Origin of the sequence: Kitasatospora sp. NPDC059812 (genome assembly GCF_042732075.1) — a bacterium.
Classification (GTDB): Bacteria; Actinomycetota; Actinomycetes; order Streptomycetales; family Streptomycetaceae; genus Kitasatospora.
The window spans coordinates 25093-40283 of the sequence record NZ_JBHWIO010000026.1 but is presented as its reverse complement, the minus strand read 5'-3'; the positions used below and the strand labels follow the sequence as shown (position 1 = coordinate 40283).

The window sequence follows — 15191 nt, the reverse complement described above, 5'->3', positions numbered from 1 at the left end:
CGATCGCAAGCGGCTGTGGGGTGGGCGTGCCCAGGGGTGGCCTACCCCCGCCCCGGGACGGTGGCGGCGGCGGTGTCGGGGGGCGCCGCCGCCCCGGGGGGGGGCGCTCGCCCGAAGGTGCAGGTGACGCCGGTGCGCGCAAGCCTCCGTCGGCATCGAGGCCGGACCTCACACCGACGGTCGAGGCCTCGCGGACCACCGGGCCGGGACGGCCGAATGGCACCAGCGGACTCGGCACCGCGCAGCCCCCGATATCACTCCCCCCACACGCCCGTTGCCGTCGAATCCCGTCGGGCGCGCCGCTCTCCGCGGCGGGCCGAAAACGGCTGCCACGGCCGGGAATTCGCGCCTTCTACCAACGAGGTCTATCGTGACAATGATAAAGAATCGCACGTCGGTCCTCGTCCTCGAAGGAAATTCGCTGCTGCGCCAAGGACTGCACGCCTTCCTCTCCGCCGAGCCCGACCTGGTCGTACGCGCGACGGTGGGCACCGTGGACGAGGCGCTGGAGGTGCTGTCCGAACACCACGTCGACGTGGTGCTGTTCGGGGTGGGCGACTCGCACGCGGCCACCGAACAGGCCCTGGGCCGGCTGCTCCCCCGCGGCGCCCGCTGCCGGGTGGTCGTGCTGAGCAAGCGCGAGCGGCCGGGCGAGGTGGAGATGTACCTCGGCTTCGGAGTGAGTGCCTACCTGCGCGAGGACGTCACCAGCGACTGCCTGGTGTCCGTGGTCCGGGGGCTGGCCGTCAACCGGGAGCGGGTGTACATCATGGCCTCCCGCTCCGGCATCGACTGGATGACCGGGCCACGCGGATCCCAACTCTCCTCACGGGAACGGGAGATCATGGGACTCGTGGCGAACGGCCTGAGCAACTCCGCCATCGCCGGCCACCTCAGCATCGCCCCCGGCACCGTCAAACGCCACCTCAGGAACGTCTTCGTGAAACTCAACGCGGTCTCCCGGATCGATGCCGTCAACAAGGCCAGGGCTGCCTCCCTGCTGGTGCCACTAGGCTGAGCCGGCCGGCTGCTGGCCGAGTTCCATCACCTGCCCGGCACTCGGCCGACGCGGCTCCCGCAGCCGCGAGATTCCACTGAGCAGATCGTCGTGCAGCTCCCGCAACGGCTGCGACGGGTAGATGCCCAGGTCCTCGTCGAGCTTGCGGTAGAGCGACCGGTAGACGTGCAGGGCCTCACTGCGTCTGCCGGCACAGTCGAGCGCGAGCATGAGCTGCTCGTGAAACCACTCGTTGAGCGGGTGGTGGAGCGTCAACGCCCGTAGCTCCGGTATGAGTTCCCGGTGCCGGCCGATCTGCTGATCGGCCAGGATGCGGTTCTCCAGCGCGCGCAGACGCATCTCCTCCAGGACGGCCACGTGGCCGGCGAGCGCCCTGCCGACGGGGATGTCCGCCAGCGCGCCGCCACGCCACAGGCTCAGCGCCTGGCCCAACCGGTCCGACGCCGCCTCGGGGTGGCCGTCGGCCAGCAGGCGGGCGCCCTCGTTGTAGAGCCGCTCGAAGTCCTGGGAGTCGAGCTCCTCCTCGCCCAGGAGCAACAGGTAGCCCGGCGCCTTGGTGAGGATGAAGTCGCGGCCCTCCACCCGACCGAGTTTGCGGAGTTGGTAGATGTAGGTCTGCGCGGTGGTCACCACCGTGCGCGGAGGATTGTCGCCCCATATTTCCTCGATCATGACGCCGAGGTCGACGATCCGATTGGCGTGCATCACCAGGATGGCCAGCGTCCACCGGACCTTCAGCGCGCTGGGTGTGCACGGGGTTCCCGCATCGAGGACTTCCATCGGGCCGAGAACATTGAACCTCATGACGCCTCCGATTTCGCCGAGATAATCACTCGACTCCTGTATATCCACGCTTCGATCAACGACTCAAGGGGACTGCGCGCAAGGTGGCACTACTGCTATTCCCAGGCGCTCGGCACGGTTGTTCCAAAAGGAATACTCCCCCGCCGATCGACGGGGGTCGATCGGCGGTCGGATCGTCAAGTGCTGTTAGACTGCGACAGGTTGGACTACTGTCACGACACGAGGAGAATGACGTGCCCCGAAAGATCCGTGTTGCTCCGGTTGTGCAAGCGAAGACCGAAGAACTAGGGGAAGCACGTCATGTCAAGCGTGAACATCGGAATCCTGGCCCATGTCGACGCCGGTAAGACCAGCCTGACCGAGCGGCTGCTCTACACCGCCGGCGTCATCGACCGGATCGGCAGCGTCGATCGCGGCGACACTCAGACCGACTCCCACGACATGGAGCGGCAGCGCGGCATCACCATCCGGTCGGCGGTGGTGTCCTTCACCGTCGGCGATGTGAAGGTCAACCTCATCGACACCCCCGGCCACCCGGACTTCATCTCCGAGGTGGAGCGGGCCCTCGGCGTGCTCGACGGCGTGGTGCTCGTCATCTCCGCGGTGGAGGGCGTCCAGGCCCAGACCCGCCTGCTGATGCGCACGCTGGTCAAGATGCGCATGCCGGTGATCCTCTTCGTCAACAAGATCGACCGCATGGGCGCCCGCCACGACGACCTGCTGGAGTCGATCCGCTCCGAACTCACGCCCGCCATCGTCCCGATGAGCAGGGTGGAGAGGATCGGTACGCCGCAGGCGAGCGCCGCGGCCCGCCGGATCGCGGCGGGGGGCACGGAGGAGGAGGCGGGGGACGACTTCGCCACCGAACTGGCCGACGTCCTGGCCGAGCACGGCGACGCGTTCCTGGCGCGCTACCTCGACGACGAGGCGGCGCTGACCGAGCAGGATTACACGACCGAGCTGGCCCGGCAGACCGGCTCGGCGCAGTTGTACCCGGTGTTCTTCGGCTCGGCCGTGGCCGGCGTCGGCATCACCGACCTGATGGACGGGATCACCAGCCTGTTTCCGGTCAATCACGGTGGCTCCGGCGATGCGCTGCGCGGAACGGTGTTCAAGATCGAACGCGGCTGGGCCGGCGAGAAGGTCGCCTATGTCCGGCTGCACACGGGAGCGCTCAAGGGCCGCACCAAGGTCTCCATCCACCGGCAGGACCAGCACGGCGCCGTCGTCGAGCTGCCCGGCCGGACGACCGTGGTCGAGGTGTTCGACCGGGGCTCCGCGGTGGTCGAGGCGCCGGCGTCGGCCGGTGACATCGCCAAGGTCTGGGGGCTCAAGGGCATCCGGATCGGGGACCAGCTCGGCACCGCCGAGGGGCTGCGCGGGCAGCACCTGTTCGCGCCGCCGAGCCTGGAGACCGTGGTCAGGGCGACGAGGTCCGGCGCGATGCCCGAACTCTACGAGGCCCTGCTGCAGTTGGCCGACCAGGACCCGTTCATCAACGTCCGCAAGAACGACGAGGAGCAGGAGGTCTCGGTCTCCCTCTACGGGGAGGTGCAGAAGGAGGTCATCAAGGCGACGCTCGCCGAGGACTACAAGCTGGACGTGGTGTTCGAGGGCACCCGGATCATCTGCGTCGAGCGGCCGATCGGGGTCGGTGAGTCGGCGGAGGAGATCGACTACCGGAGCAAGACCTACTTCTGGGCCACGGTCGGGCTGCGGGTGGAGCCCGGAGAGCCCGGCTCGGGGGTCGTCTTCCGGCGGTCGGTCGAGTTGGGTTCGCTGCCGTACGCCTTCCACAAGGCGGTGGAGGAGGCGGCGCGTTCGACGCTCCAGCAGGGACTGTGCGGGTGGGAGGTGCTCGACATCCTGGTGACGCTGACCCACACCGGGTTCGCCAGCCCGGTCAGCGCGGCGGGCGACTTCCGCAAGCTCACCCCGCTGGTGCTGATGAACGCGCTCAAGCAGGCCGGGACGCAGGTGTTCGAGCCGGTGAACAGGTTCGAACTGGAGGTGCCGGCCGAGAACGTCAGCACCGTCCTGTTGAACCTGGTGGAGTGCGGTGGCACGCCGGAGACGACGAAGGCGCAGGGCAGCACCTGCCTGGTGGAGGGCACCATCCCGGCCCGCACGGCGCAGGAGTTCGAGCAGCGGCTGCCGGGGCTGAGCCAGGGTGAGGGAGTGTTGGTCACCCGGTTCGACAGCTTCCAGCCGGCCGTCGGCGCGGCCCCGAGCCGCCGTCGGACCGACACCAACCCGCTGGACCGCAAGGAGTACATGCTGCGGATGTTCGGCCGGATCTGACCACAGGGCCGCACGCCCGACAGGTCCCGATCACCCCACGGTGGTCGGGACCTGTCGCATACCGGCCGCGCTGAATTCGGCGGCCGCGGCCGTCAATCGAGCAGTGCCACCGCCCGAGTCCAACCCGCGCCCGCGCCGACGATTTTGACCGGAAGCGCGTGTACGGTGAATCCGGTCGGCGCGGGCAGCGCACCCAGATTGCACAGCCGCTCGATCTGACAGTATTCCCGCTGCCGCCCCGCGAAATGCGCGGGCCAGAGCACGGAATGGTCGCCGGAACGCCGGAACTCCGAGAGCATATGCGTGAAAGGGGCGTCCAGGCCGAAGGCGTCCGTCCCGATGAGCCGCACCCCGAGGTCGAGCAGTAAGTTGGTCGCCTCACCGTCCAGGCCGGCGAACTCGGTGAAGTACTCCGGTGTTCCGGCGAGCTGGTCGGCGCCGGTGTGCAGGAGCACGATGTCCCCGGCGCGCGGGCAATGGCCGATGTCGTCGAATGCCCGCCGCAGTCGGTCCGCGCCGATCGTACCGACCCCGGTGTCGGTCAGGTCGAGGACGACTCCCGGGCCGATGAACCAGTCCAACGGCAACTGGTCGATGTCGCGCGGAATTCCGTACGCCGTCTTGGTGCCGTAGTGCGACGGCGCGTCGACGTGGGTGCCGGTGTGGGTGGTCAGGGTCAGGGTGTCGAGGGAGAGCAGTTCTCCGTCGGGCAGGTCGGCGATGTCGAACTCGATACCGTGGTTGCGGAGCATCCCCTCGGCCATGTGCCGCGCGCCGTCGGCCGGCGTCAGCACCTCGTGACGGATCCCGTCCACCTCCCAGGCGCCGCCGTCGATCGCCGAGGACAGGTCAATGATGCGCACTGGTGGTCCCTTCCGGTAGCAGGGCGCAGGCCTGGAGGACCTGGCGGAACCGGCCCGGGCCGCGGTCCCGGGCGGCGACGTAGCCGTCCGGCCTGATCAGCAGGAACTCCCCGGGCGCCAGACCCAGGGCACGACGCAGCGCGCCGTCGGTGTCCGCGTCGGAGTGACCGTCGGCGTCGGAGTGACCGTCCGCGTCGGAGCTACCGTCGGCGTTCGCGTCGGACAGCACCCGTACCGAGACGGCCGCGCCGAACAGCCGGTCCACCTGCTCCACCGCCTCCCGGTGGGCGGCGCGCCCGGTTGCCGGCTCGGCGGCCAGCAACGTCCACCGGGGATCGGCGAGTTCGGCACGGAGAGCGGCCCCGCCGGGGTGCCCGCCTGCCGTGCCGGCGGCGCAGCCCACCCGGTCGCCGGGCCTGATCCCACCGGTGGCGTCGGTCGCCAGGGTGAGCGGGCTGTCCGGGTAGGCCAGGCCCAGCCCGCAGAAGCCGCGGATCATCTTGCCCTCGACCCGGCGCTTCAGCGGCGGCACCGCGCGCAGCACGGCGGTGCCGACGGTGAGCAGGGCCGGCCCCAGCACGGTGCGCAGCGAGACCAGCGCGGTGGCCGTCCTGGTGGAGCGCAACAGGACGGCCCCGGTCGGCACCCGCTCGGCGTCGTAGCTGTCGAGCAGGTGGGGCCCGGCGTGACCGCGCGTCACGTCCGCCAGCTTCCAGGCGAGGTTGTAGGCGTCCTGGATGCCGCTGTTCATGCCCTGCCCGGAGGCGGGGCTGTGCACGTGCGCGGCGTCGCCGGCGAGGAAGCAGCGTCCCGAGCGCATCCGGGTGATCTGGCGCTGCTGCACGGTGAACACCGAGAGCCAGCTGGGCGCGCCGACCGTGACCGGCCGGCCCAGCGCCCGGCCGATTTTGGCGGTCAGCCTGCGCCGGACGACCTCGGGGTCGTCGGCTCCGCCGGTGTCCCTGGTGTCCACCACGCGCCACTTGCCCGGTTCGGGGAAGGGCACCAGCAGCAGCGTTCCCGGGTCGGTGTGCAGCAGGTGGTTGCTGTCCGGCGGCAGGTCGGCGTCGATCGTGACGTCGGCGTTGAGCCACTCCTGGGTGGTGTCCCCGATCAGCCGCATGCCGAGCTGGCGCCGGACGGTGCTGCGCCCGCCGTCGGCACCGATCAGCCAGGGCACCGGCGTCTCCTCGACCCGCCCGTCGGGGTGGCGCAGGGTGACCAGCGCGGCGTCCGTCTCGGAGCGGACGCCGACCAGTTCGACGCCCCATTCGACGGTGACGCCGTACCGCGCGGCGCACTCGCGCAGCACGCGTTCCGTCACCACCTGGTCCACCATCAGGCTGAATGGGTAACCGGTGGGCATCGTCTCGTAGTTGGTGTCGAATCGAACCAGGGTGCGGCCCCGGCGGTGCATGGTGAAGTGGGTGACACGTCGGCCCAGCGGGAGCAGCCGGTCGAGCGCTCCCATCTGGTCGAGCACCTCCATGGTCCGGGCGTGCACCGCGAGCGCCCGGCTGCTGGTGGCCGGGCCGTCGGCGGCGTCGATCAGCCGTACCCGTACGCCGCGTCGGGCGAGCTCGTGGGCCGCGGTGAGCCCGACCGGGCCGGCGCCGGCGATCAGGACGGACGGTGCGGGGTCAGCCATGGCGTTCCTCGGCGAACCGCTTGGCCAGCGCCAGGGTGGCGCGGCTGTTGCCGCCCGCGGCGGAGCGGATGAACGTCCGGGCGGAAGCAGTGGTCGCCTCGGGGCCCAGGATGGCGGGAATCGCCTCGGGGTTGAGCACGACGGCGTGCCAGGACGTCACCCGGACGCCGTGCCCGGTCTGCTCGAAGGTCCACCGGCCGGTGTGGGCGGACATCATCGACGGTGTGCGCAGCTGCTTGTAGGCGATGGCGGTGCCGGGGAAGCAGATCCGGATCGACTCGGTGGTGTGCTCGGAGCCGTCCGCGGTGCGGGTGTCCATCGCCATGTGCTGGATGCCGGGGACGTCCTCGCGCAGGTCGAGGCGGGCCACGTGGGGCAGCCGGCCCGGCCACTCGGCGGCTTCGTGGAGGAAGCCGTAGACGGTCTCCAGCGGCGCGTCGACCAGCACCGAGTCCTCGAACTCGAATTCCAGGTCGGCGAGCGCCGGCCAGCTCTCGGCGAGGGCCTTGATGTTGCCGAGTTCGGTTCGACTGTTGCGGTCGGTGGCCCGGGTGATCCACTCGACGCCCTGTGGGTCGTCGTCGACCGCGGTGAACTCGTGGGTGAGCGTCAGGGTGGCGCCGCCGGGCCGCTCGTGGACCTGCCACTCCCCCGCCATCGAGGCCACCGGCGGCGAGGAGACCTCCTGCCGGAACCGGATCCGCCGGCGGCCGCCGTCCAGCTCGCGGCGTGAAGTCCAGTGCTTCACCTCGCCGTTGGCGCCGGCCCAGATCCGCAGCCGCTCGGTGTCGGCCGTCAGGGCCTCGTGCTCCACGTGCAGGGTGGGTCCGAACCGCCGTGGCCACGCCAGGGCGTCGGCGATGACGGCGTAGACGACGTCGGCGGGGGCGGCCACGTCGATGTCGTGGGTGGTGTGCTGTGTGCGGGTCATCCGTCGACCAGCCTTCCGTCGGTGGGTTCAGTAGATGCCGAGGCCGCCGCAGACGTTGATCGCCTGCGCGGTGATGGAGGCGGCGGCGGGGGTGGTCAGGTAGTCGACCATGCCCGCCACCTCCTCCGCGGAGGAGTAGCGGCCGAGCGGGATCTTCTGCTCGAACCGGGCGAGCACGTCCTCCTCGCTGGTCTCCCAGGTGGCGGCGTACGCCTGGCGGACCCGCACCGCCATCGGGGTCTCGACATAACCGGGGCAGACCGCGTTCACGGTGGTGCCGGTGGCGGCGAGCTCCTTGGCGAGCGCCTTGGTGAAGCCGATGACGCCGGCCTTGGACGCCGAGTACGGAGCCCCGAGCGGGACGCCCTGCTTGCCTCCGGTGGAGGCGACGGTGATGATCCGCCCGTGGCCGGCCCGCTCCATGCCGCCGGTGGTCAGCACCTCCCGGGTGACCCGGAAGACGCTGGTGAGGTTGGTCTCGATCACGTCGTTCCACAGCTCGTCGCTGATGGCCGAGGTGACGCCACCGCCGTTGCGCCCGGCGTTGTTGATCAGCACGCCGATCGGGCCGAACCGGTCCACCGCGGTCCGGACCGCCGTGGCGACGTCCTCCTGGGAGCGGACGTCGGCGGGTACGCCGTCGACCTCGTACCCCTCGCCGCGCAGCCGCGCGACCGTCTCCGAGACGTCCTTCGCGGTGCGGGCGCAGATGAAGACGCGCAGGCCTCGCTGGGCCAGGCGGACGGTGCTGGCCAGTCCGATCCCGCTGGTCGCCCCGGTCACCAGGGCGACCCCGGTGGTTGTCTCGGTGCTCATCGCATCAGTCTCCGATTCAGAGTTCCCGGGCTCGTTCAGGCCCCTCGGCCCGACCCTGCACCGCCGGCTTCGACTCCCGTTGGAGCGCGCCCGCGCGGCCCGCGCTCGAACCGGATTCGAAACGGGGGTGCGAACGTCGTCGCCGTACCGATCCCCAACCGCCCGAGGAGGGCCCGAGCATGACCGAATCGCTCTACGAGGAGGTCCAGCACTTCTACGGGCGGCAGATGCGCCACCTGGACGAGGGCGAGGTCACCCAGTGGGCCGCGACCTTCACCGAGGACGGCGTGTTCGCCGCCAACGCCCGCCCGCACCCGCAGGAGGGCCGGGGGAGCATCGAGCGCGGCGCCCACGAGGCGGCGGCGCGCCTGGCCGCCGCCGGGGTCCAGCACCGGCACTGGCTCGGCATGCTGGAGGTCGCCGAGCAGCCGGACGGCACCGTGCTCGCCAGGACCTACGCGCTCATCATCGCCACGCCCAAGGGCGGTGCGGCCGCCGTGCACCTGAGCACCAGCTGCGAGGACCGGCTGGTGCGGGTGGCCGGGGAGCTGAAGGTCCGCCACCGCCAGGTGTGCCGGGACGACCTGCCGGCCGCCTGAGAGGAGACCCCGACATGGCTACCTCTGCGGACAGTACGACCTTCGGCGCGCCGCTGGACACCGTGTCGGAGCTGATCGGCGGCCCCCGGATCGACGACCTGCTCCGACGCTCGGCCCGGCGCTCGCCCCGGCACCCGGCGCTGGTCGCCGACGGCGAGGTCCTCGACCACGCCGGACTCGACGGACGGGTGACCCGCTGCGCCGAGGCGCTGCGCGGCGCGTTCGGCGGCCCGGAGACGGTGATCGCGATCGCCGCCGAGCTCACCGTGGACTTCGCCGTCACCTTCCTGGCGATCTCCCGCTCCGGCAACACCAGCGCCATGTTCAACCCGTTGATCTCGGACGACGCCCTGGTGCACGTCCTGAACGCATGTGGTGCGCGGGCGGCGGTGCTGTCGCCCCGGATGCACCGCCGGATCGAGGCGGTGCGGCACCGGGTCCCGGCGCTGCGGCAGATCGTGGTGACCTCGGACGCGGGCGACGGCACACCGGTGCTGGACGAACTGCCCCGGGCGGCCGTCCCGGACGGCGAGGCCGCGCGGACCGCCTGCCTCCAGTTCACCAGCGGTACCACCGGCGCTCCCAAGACGGTGCGGCTGAGCCACGACAACCTCCTGGTGAACGCCGCGCAGTCGGCGCACGCCCACCAGCTGGGCGCGGACTCGGTCTCGCTCGACAACCTGCCCTCGTTCCACCTCATGCACCTGAACACCGCGCTGGCGGTCGGCGCGACCCTTCTGCTCTGCCCGGCGGAGGACCAGGAGGCGATGGTGGAGCTGGCCCGCGCCTGGCGGGCCAGCCACCTGTACAGCCTCCCGGTGCGGCTGTCCCGGCTGGCCGGGGACCTGCGCCTGCCGGCCTTCCGGATCCCCTCGCTGCGGGCGGTACTGTCCGGCGGCTCCACGCTGCCGCCGCGCACGACGACGGCCCTGTCGGAGCACTTCGCCGTCCCGGTGGTCCAGGGCTACGGTCTCGCCGAGACCTCGCCCTCCACCCACTTCGACCTGCTGGACCGGCCGACCACCGGATCCTGCGGCCCGCCGGTGGCGGGAACGGGCTGCCGGATCGTCGACGTGCGGACCGGCGCGGTACTGCCGACGGGCGAGAAGGGCGAGATCCAGGTCAAGGGGCCCCAGCTGATGCTGGGCTACCTCGGCGCCGGGCACGGCGAGGCCGTGCGCCCGGACGGCTGGTTCAGCACCGGTGACGTCGGACGGGTCGACGAGGAAGGCCGGCTGTCCGTCGTCGACCGGATCAAGGACGTCTTCAAGTGCGACAACTGGCTCGTGTCGCCGACCGAGATCGAGCGGGTGCTGATGCGGCATCCGTCGGTCGCCGACTGCGTGGTCTTCGACTACCCCGACGAGCTGAGCGGCGCCGTCGCCGTCGGACTCGTCGTCCCGATGGGCGATGACGTCGACCCGGCCGCCCTGGCCGGCTTCGTCAACGCCCGACTGCCCTACTACGAGCACCTGCGGCACCTGTGGCTGGCGGAGAGCATCCCGCGCTCCGCCACCGGCAAGGTGCAGCGGCGCGATCTGCGCGACCGGCTGCTCGGCAAGCCCTGACCCGCGACCGACCCAGGAGGACCAGCATGTTCACCTTCATCAACCGCTTCACCGTCACCGGTGACAAGACCGAGTTCGAGGCCGTCGTCGGGGAGATCACCGCGTACATGAGCGCCCAACCCGGCTTCCGATCCCACCGGCTGTACCGCTCGGCCGCCGACGCGCAGGTCTACGTGGAGACCGCCGAGTGGGACGACGCCGTCTCGCACAAGCAGGCGACCGGCTCCCCGGAGTTCCGCTCGCGGGTCGGCCGGGTGATGGCGCTCGCCCAGGCCGAACCGGCCCCGTTCGACCTGATCACGCAGCACGGCGCCTGAGGAGGACGGCAGATGACGACGACCGGCGAAACCATTCCGCAGGCGGTGATCCGGCTGCGCGAGCTCGCGCTCAGCGCGGCCTGCGCCGCCTCCGTCCGCGCGGCGGCCCGGCTGGGCCTGGCCGACGCGCTCGGCGAGGAGCCCGCCACCGTGGCCGAGCTGGCCCGGGCCGTGGGCGCCCAACCGGACGCGCTGCAACGGCTGCTGCGCTCGCTGACGACCTACGACGTGTTCAGCGAGCGACCCGACGGCCGGTACGCGCACACCGACGCTTCGCGGCTGCTACGGGAGGACACCCCGCGCACCCTCAAGCACATGGTGCTCTGGGGCACCGAGCCGTGGACCTGGGAGCTGTGGGGGCACCTCGACGAGGCGGTCCGCACCGGCAAGGCCGTCTTCCCCGAGCTGCACGGCATGGACTTCTTCGACCACCTGCACGCCCACGCGCCCGAGTCGGCCGCGGTCTTCGACCAGGCGATGACCCAGTCGAGCCGGCTCTCCGCGCTCGCGCTGGCCGACCGGCTGGACCTGAGCGGGGTCGGCACGGTGGTGGACATCGCCGGCGGCCAGGGGCACGTCCTCGCCACGCTGCTGGAGCGCAATCCGGGGCTGCGCGGGACCCTGCTGGACCTGCCCGAGGTGGTGGCGGGGGCCGACCCGCGGCTGCGGCCGGGCGGCGCGCTCGCCGACCGGGCGACGCTGCTGGCCGGCGACTGCCGCCGGGAGGTCCCGGTCAAGGCCGACGTGTACCTGCTGAAGAACATCCTGGAGTGGGACGACGAGAGCACCGTCCTGACCCTGCGCAACGTGGCGGCGGCGGCGGAGCCGGGCAGCCGCGTCATCGTGGTCGAGAACCTGGTGGACGGAAGTCCCGAGATCAGGTTCACCACCGCGATGGACCTGCTGCTGCTGCTCAACGTCGGCGGCCGCAAGCACACCCAGGCCGGGCTGGTCGCCCTCGTCCGGGAGGCGGGTCTGGAGCCGACCGGGGTCCGCCCGGTCAACTCCTACCTGCACCTGGTCGAGAGCACGGTCCCGGACCGGGCCTGACGGACCGGGGTACGCGCGGCGTCGGTCCCCGAGACCCCACCGGGTCTCGGGGACCGACGCCGTCGTCCACTCCATCCGTCAGAAGGCCGCGGCGAGCCGCTTCACCGCCTGCTCGACCCGCTCGTCGGTCTCGGTGACCGCCACCCGGACGTGCCGCGCGCCCGCCTCGCCGTAGAACTCCCCGGGCGCCACCAGGATGCCGAGCTCGGCCAGCGCGCCCACCGTCACCCAGCAGGGCTCGTCCCTGGTCGCCCAGAGGAAGAGCGCGCCCACCGAGTGGTCGATCCGGAAGCCGCACTCCAGCAGCGCCGCGCGCAGCACGGCCCGCCGCCGGGCGTAGCTCCCGCGCTGCCCCGCCAGGTGCGAGTCGTCGCCGAGCGCCGCCACCATGGCGGCCTGCACCGGGGCGGGCACCATGTGTCCGGTGTGCTTGCGCACCTCCAGCAGCGTGGCGATCACCGCCGGGTCCCCGGCAGCGAACCCGGCCCGGTAGCCGGCCAGGTTGGAGCGCTTGGAGAGCGAGTGCACGGCCAGGACCCCCTCGTGGCTGCCACCGCTGATCTCGGGGTGCAGCACCGAGCGGGTCTCGCCCTCCCAGACGTGGTCGAGGTAGCACTCGTCGTTCACCACGAGGGCGCCGCGTTCCCGCGCCCAGCCGACGATCGCGCGCAGCTCGGCGGTGCCGAGGACGCGGCCCTCCGGGTTGGACGGGGAGTTCAGCCAGACCACCCTGGGGGCGGGGCCGTCGTAGTCCAGCGGCGAGGCCGTCCGGACCAGCCGGGCACCCGCCAGCCGGGCGCTCACCTCGTACGTGGGGAAGGCGAGTTCGGGCACCAGGACGACGTCGGAGGGGCCCAGGCCGAGCATGGTGGGCAGCCAGGCGATCAGCTCCTTGGTACCGACCGCGGGGATCACCGCGGACGGGTCCACGCTCACGCCCTCGCGCCGCAGCAGCCATGCCGCGACGGCCTCGCGGAGCTGCGGCGTACCCTCCGTGGACGGGTAGCCGGGGGCGTCCGCGGCGGCGGCCAGGGCCGCGCGGACGACGGCCGGCGTCCGGTCCACCGGGTCGCCGAGCGCCAGGTTGACCAGCCCGTCGGGGTGGGCGGCGGCGAGCTTGCGGTAGGGGAACAGGACGTCCCAGGGGAACTTCGGCAGCCGCTCGATCATGCCCGGGCCCCCTTCGCGACGGTGCGGGCCAGCGGCGGCGCCTGGCAGTCGGAGTCGATGCCCCAGGAGACGATCCGCTCCGGGGTGATCCGGATCAGCTCGTCGTCGACGTGCGGCAGGACCTCCTTGCCGCCGGTGGGGAGCGCCTGCGCGGTGCCGCGGATCTCCAGGCCCCGGACCACCCAGTCCGCCGGGTCCAGCACGTCGTCCACGACCAGCGAGACCTTCGGATTCTCCTGCACGTGGCGGTACTTGAGGCTGCGGGCCATGCCGCGACCGGTCACATCGATGGTGCCGAGGCCGGCGTTGTAGTGGAAGCCGAGCGGGACGACGTGCGGCTGCCCGCGACCGTCCACGGTGGCCAGGCGGGCTAGCGACTGCGAGGCCAGATAGGCGGCCTCGTTCGCGGTGAAGGGCATGACGGGTCCTCACATCGGTCGGATCAGGGATTCCGCCGACGCTAGGCGTCGCCCTTCGAGCCGCTTTCGTGCCCCGCCCGCGCCAGGGCTGCCAAGAGCGCTGGACACCGGCTCGAAGCGGCGCTGGCACGGTGGGCCCGTCGTACAGGAGCCGGCAGCGGAGGGCGCGATGGACTGCGATGTGGTGGTGGCGGGTGCGGGGCCGACGGGCCTGATGCTCGCCTGCGAGCTGGCGTTGGGCGGTGCCCGGACGCTGGTGGTGGAGCGTAGGGAGGAGCCGGAGAAACACTCGAAGGCCATGGGCATGCAGGGCCGCACCGTGGAACTGCTGGAACTGCGCGGGCTGCTCGACCGGTTCCTGGAGGGCGCGGGCCTGCTCAAGGGCGGCAACTTCGCCAGCCTGGGCGTGCCGATGCGGTTCGAGGAGTTCGACACCCGGCACCCTTACGTGCTGCTGGTGCCGCAGCTGCGCACGGAGGAGCTGCTGGCCGAGCGGGCGCGGGAACTCGGCGTGCGGATCGTCCGGGGCGCTCCCGTCACCGGCTTCACCCAGGACGAGGACGGCGTGACCGTCGAGACCGGGACCGGCACCGTCCGGGCGAGCTACCTGGTCGGCTGCGACGGCGGCGGCAGTACCGTACGCCGGCAGGCGGGGATCGCCTTCACCGGCCAGGACCCGCACATGTACGCGCTGATCGGGGACATGCGGTTCCGAGGTGAGCTGCCGCGCGGTGAGGGACTGGGGCCGATGCGCCCGGTGGGTCTGGTCAACCCGGAGAAGAGGTCCTGGTTCGGCGCCTTCCAGCACAAGCCGGACGTCTACCGGGCCACCGTCGCCTGGTTCGGCGAGCCCTTCCCCGACCGCAACGCGCCGGTCACCGAGGAGGAGATGCGCGCGGCCCTGGTCGAGCACACCGGCGGCGACCACGGGATGCACGACGTCACCTGGCTGTCCCGGCTCACCGACGTCTCCCGGCTGGCCGGGGCGTACCGCAGCGGCCGGGTGCTGCTGGCCGGCGACGCGGCGCACATCCACCTGCCGGCCGGCGGGCAGGGGCTCAACCTCGGCATCCAGGACGCGGTGAACCTCGGCTGGAAGCTCGCGTCCGTGGTACGCGGCCAGGGCGGCGAGGAGTTGCTGGACAGCTACCAGGGCGAGCGGCGCCCGGTCGCCGACGGCGTGGTGCGCAACACCCGGACCCAGGCCGTGCTGATCGACCCGGACCCGAGGTACGACGCGCTGCGCCAGACCTTCCGCGAGCTGATGGCACTGCCGGACACCAACCGCCACATCGCCGGGATGCTGTCCGGCTTCGACGTCGCCTACGGGACGGGTGACCACCCGTCGGTCGGGCGCCGGATGCCGGACGCCGACCTGCTCACCGCCGGGGGCGGCCGACGGATCAGCGGCTGCTTCACCGAGGCGCGCGGGCTGCTGCTGCTGCCCGAACCCGGACCGGCCGCCTCGCCACCGGCCGCCTCGCCACTGGCCGCCTGGGCCGACCGCGTCACCACCGTGACCGCCAAGGTCGCGGGCGCGGAGCCCGACCTCGCCTTCCTGATCCGCCCTGACGGCTACGTCGCCTGGGCCGGGCCCCCGGCGCGGCGCGAGGAGCTCCGCCACGCCGCGACCACCTGGTTCGGCGCCGCCTGAGAACCGCACGACCCGCACGACCCGCACGACACC

The 15191-nt window shown here is 71.9% G+C and carries 14 protein-coding genes; 7 read left to right on the top strand and 7 right to left on the bottom strand.

All coding sequences use genetic code 11. The features are described 5' to 3' along the window. The first annotated feature begins 376 nt into the window (after positions 1-376). Positions 377-1018 (top strand): LuxR C-terminal-related transcriptional regulator, encoded by a 642-nt coding sequence (locus tag ACFV6D_RS15820; RefSeq protein ID WP_063346323.1) that lies wholly within the window; start codon positions 377-379, stop codon positions 1016-1018. Here the strand turns inward: ACFV6D_RS15820 and ACFV6D_RS15815 are convergent. Further along, a complete protein-coding gene (locus ACFV6D_RS15815) occupies positions 1010-1822 on the bottom strand; it encodes a BTAD domain-containing putative transcriptional regulator (protein ID WP_380338649.1) in 813 nt (270 codons plus the stop codon). The genes ACFV6D_RS15820 and ACFV6D_RS15815 overlap by 9 nt on opposite strands. Positions 1823-2122: 300 nt before the next feature. Here ACFV6D_RS15815 and ACFV6D_RS15810 point away from each other — a divergent pair, with 300 nt between their 5' ends. Continuing rightward, entirely contained in the window at positions 2123-4123 is a 2001-nt protein-coding gene (locus ACFV6D_RS15810) for a GTP-binding protein (protein ID WP_380378666.1), read from the top strand. Between the two features lie 92 nt (positions 4124-4215). Here the strand turns inward: ACFV6D_RS15810 and ACFV6D_RS15805 are convergent, their stop codons facing one another. The 4 genes from ACFV6D_RS15805 to ACFV6D_RS15790 are packed head-to-tail and all read right to left on the bottom strand — an operon-like array spanning position 4216 to position 8381. Continuing rightward, entirely contained in the window at positions 4216-4986 is a 771-nt protein-coding gene (locus tag ACFV6D_RS15805) for a cyclase family protein (protein WP_063346326.1), read from the bottom strand. Continuing rightward, entirely contained in the window at positions 4973-6634 is a 1662-nt protein-coding gene (locus ACFV6D_RS15800; protein ID WP_380484458.1) for an FAD-dependent oxidoreductase, read from the bottom strand. Before ACFV6D_RS15800 ends, ACFV6D_RS15805 begins: the two co-directional genes overlap by 14 nt. Further along, positions 6627-7565, bottom strand: coding sequence for an aromatase/cyclase (locus ACFV6D_RS15795; RefSeq protein WP_380560130.1), 939 nt, complete (start codon positions 7563-7565; stop codon positions 6627-6629). The genes ACFV6D_RS15800 and ACFV6D_RS15795 overlap by 8 nt, the downstream gene beginning before the upstream one ends. A 27-nt stretch (positions 7566-7592) precedes the next feature. Further along, complete coding sequence (locus tag ACFV6D_RS15790; RefSeq protein WP_063346329.1) at positions 7593-8381, bottom strand: SDR family NAD(P)-dependent oxidoreductase; 789 nt, start codon at positions 8379-8381, stop codon at positions 7593-7595. Between the two features lie 179 nt (positions 8382-8560). Here ACFV6D_RS15790 and ACFV6D_RS15785 point away from each other — a divergent pair, with 179 nt between their 5' ends. Genes ACFV6D_RS15785 through ACFV6D_RS15770 form a run of 4 tightly spaced genes read left to right on the top strand, consistent with a single transcriptional unit; the run spans position 8561 to position 11915 of the window. Beyond that, entirely contained in the window at positions 8561-8980 is a 420-nt protein-coding gene (locus ACFV6D_RS15785) for a nuclear transport factor 2 family protein (RefSeq protein ID WP_063346330.1), read from the top strand. Between the two features lie 14 nt (positions 8981-8994). Beyond that, the gene (locus tag ACFV6D_RS15780) at positions 8995-10548 is read left to right on the top strand and encodes a class I adenylate-forming enzyme family protein (RefSeq protein ID WP_063346331.1); all 1554 of its coding nucleotides are present in this window, start codon (positions 8995-8997) and stop codon (positions 10546-10548) included. Positions 10549-10574: 26 nt separating this feature from the next. Continuing rightward, positions 10575-10865, top strand: a complete 291-nt coding sequence (locus ACFV6D_RS15775; RefSeq protein WP_063346332.1) for an antibiotic biosynthesis monooxygenase — start codon at positions 10575-10577, stop codon at positions 10863-10865. A 12-nt stretch (positions 10866-10877) separates the two neighbouring features. Beyond that, positions 10878-11915, top strand: coding sequence for a methyltransferase (locus ACFV6D_RS15770; protein WP_380425127.1), 1038 nt, complete (start codon positions 10878-10880; stop codon positions 11913-11915). Between the two features lie 78 nt (positions 11916-11993). Here ACFV6D_RS15770 and dapC read toward each other — a convergent pair whose 3' ends face one another. Further along, on the bottom strand, positions 11994-13085 hold the full coding sequence (gene dapC, locus ACFV6D_RS15765) for a succinyldiaminopimelate transaminase (RefSeq protein ID WP_380560128.1): 1092 nt from the start codon (positions 13083-13085) through the stop codon (positions 11994-11996). Further along, entirely contained in the window at positions 13082-13504 is a 423-nt protein-coding gene (locus tag ACFV6D_RS15760; RefSeq protein ID WP_063346335.1) for a PPOX class F420-dependent oxidoreductase, read from the bottom strand. The genes dapC and ACFV6D_RS15760 overlap by 4 nt, the downstream gene beginning before the upstream one ends. 169 nt (positions 13505-13673) lie before the next feature. On the opposite strand from ACFV6D_RS15760, the gene ACFV6D_RS15755 reads away from it, so the two are divergent. After that, positions 13674-15158, top strand: a complete 1485-nt coding sequence (locus tag ACFV6D_RS15755; protein WP_380560126.1) for an FAD-dependent monooxygenase — start codon at positions 13674-13676, stop codon at positions 15156-15158. Positions 15159-15191 lie beyond the last annotated feature (33 nt).

Excerpts from the sequence above, each read along its gene's own strand:
- ACFV6D_RS15770 (WP_380425127.1), top strand. The coding sequence starts at position 10,878 with ATGACGACGACCGGCGAAACCATTCCGCAGGCGGTGATCCGGCTGCGC.
- ACFV6D_RS15795 (WP_380560130.1), bottom strand. The coding sequence starts at position 7,565 with ATGACCCGCACACAGCACACCACCCACGACATCGACGTGGCCGCCCCC.
- ACFV6D_RS15815 (WP_380338649.1), bottom strand. The coding sequence starts at position 1,822 with ATGAGGTTCAATGTTCTCGGCCCGATGGAAGTCCTCGATGCGGGAACC.
- dapC (WP_380560128.1), bottom strand. The coding sequence starts at position 13,085 with ATGATCGAGCGGCTGCCGAAGTTCCCCTGGGACGTCCTGTTCCCCTAC.
- ACFV6D_RS15755 (WP_380560126.1), top strand. The coding sequence starts at position 13,674 with ATGGACTGCGATGTGGTGGTGGCGGGTGCGGGGCCGACGGGCCTGATG.
- ACFV6D_RS15760 (WP_063346335.1), bottom strand. The coding sequence starts at position 13,504 with ATGCCCTTCACCGCGAACGAGGCCGCCTATCTGGCCTCGCAGTCGCTA.
- ACFV6D_RS15800 (WP_380484458.1), bottom strand. The coding sequence starts at position 6,634 with ATGGCTGACCCCGCACCGTCCGTCCTGATCGCCGGCGCCGGCCCGGTC.
- ACFV6D_RS15775 (WP_063346332.1), top strand. The coding sequence starts at position 10,575 with ATGTTCACCTTCATCAACCGCTTCACCGTCACCGGTGACAAGACCGAG.
- ACFV6D_RS15785 (WP_063346330.1), top strand. The coding sequence starts at position 8,561 with ATGACCGAATCGCTCTACGAGGAGGTCCAGCACTTCTACGGGCGGCAG.
- ACFV6D_RS15820 (WP_063346323.1), top strand. The coding sequence starts at position 377 with ATGATAAAGAATCGCACGTCGGTCCTCGTCCTCGAAGGAAATTCGCTG.
- ACFV6D_RS15780 (WP_063346331.1), top strand. The coding sequence starts at position 8,995 with ATGGCTACCTCTGCGGACAGTACGACCTTCGGCGCGCCGCTGGACACC.
- ACFV6D_RS15810 (WP_380378666.1), top strand. The coding sequence starts at position 2,123 with ATGTCAAGCGTGAACATCGGAATCCTGGCCCATGTCGACGCCGGTAAG.
- ACFV6D_RS15790 (WP_063346329.1), bottom strand. The coding sequence starts at position 8,381 with ATGAGCACCGAGACAACCACCGGGGTCGCCCTGGTGACCGGGGCGACC.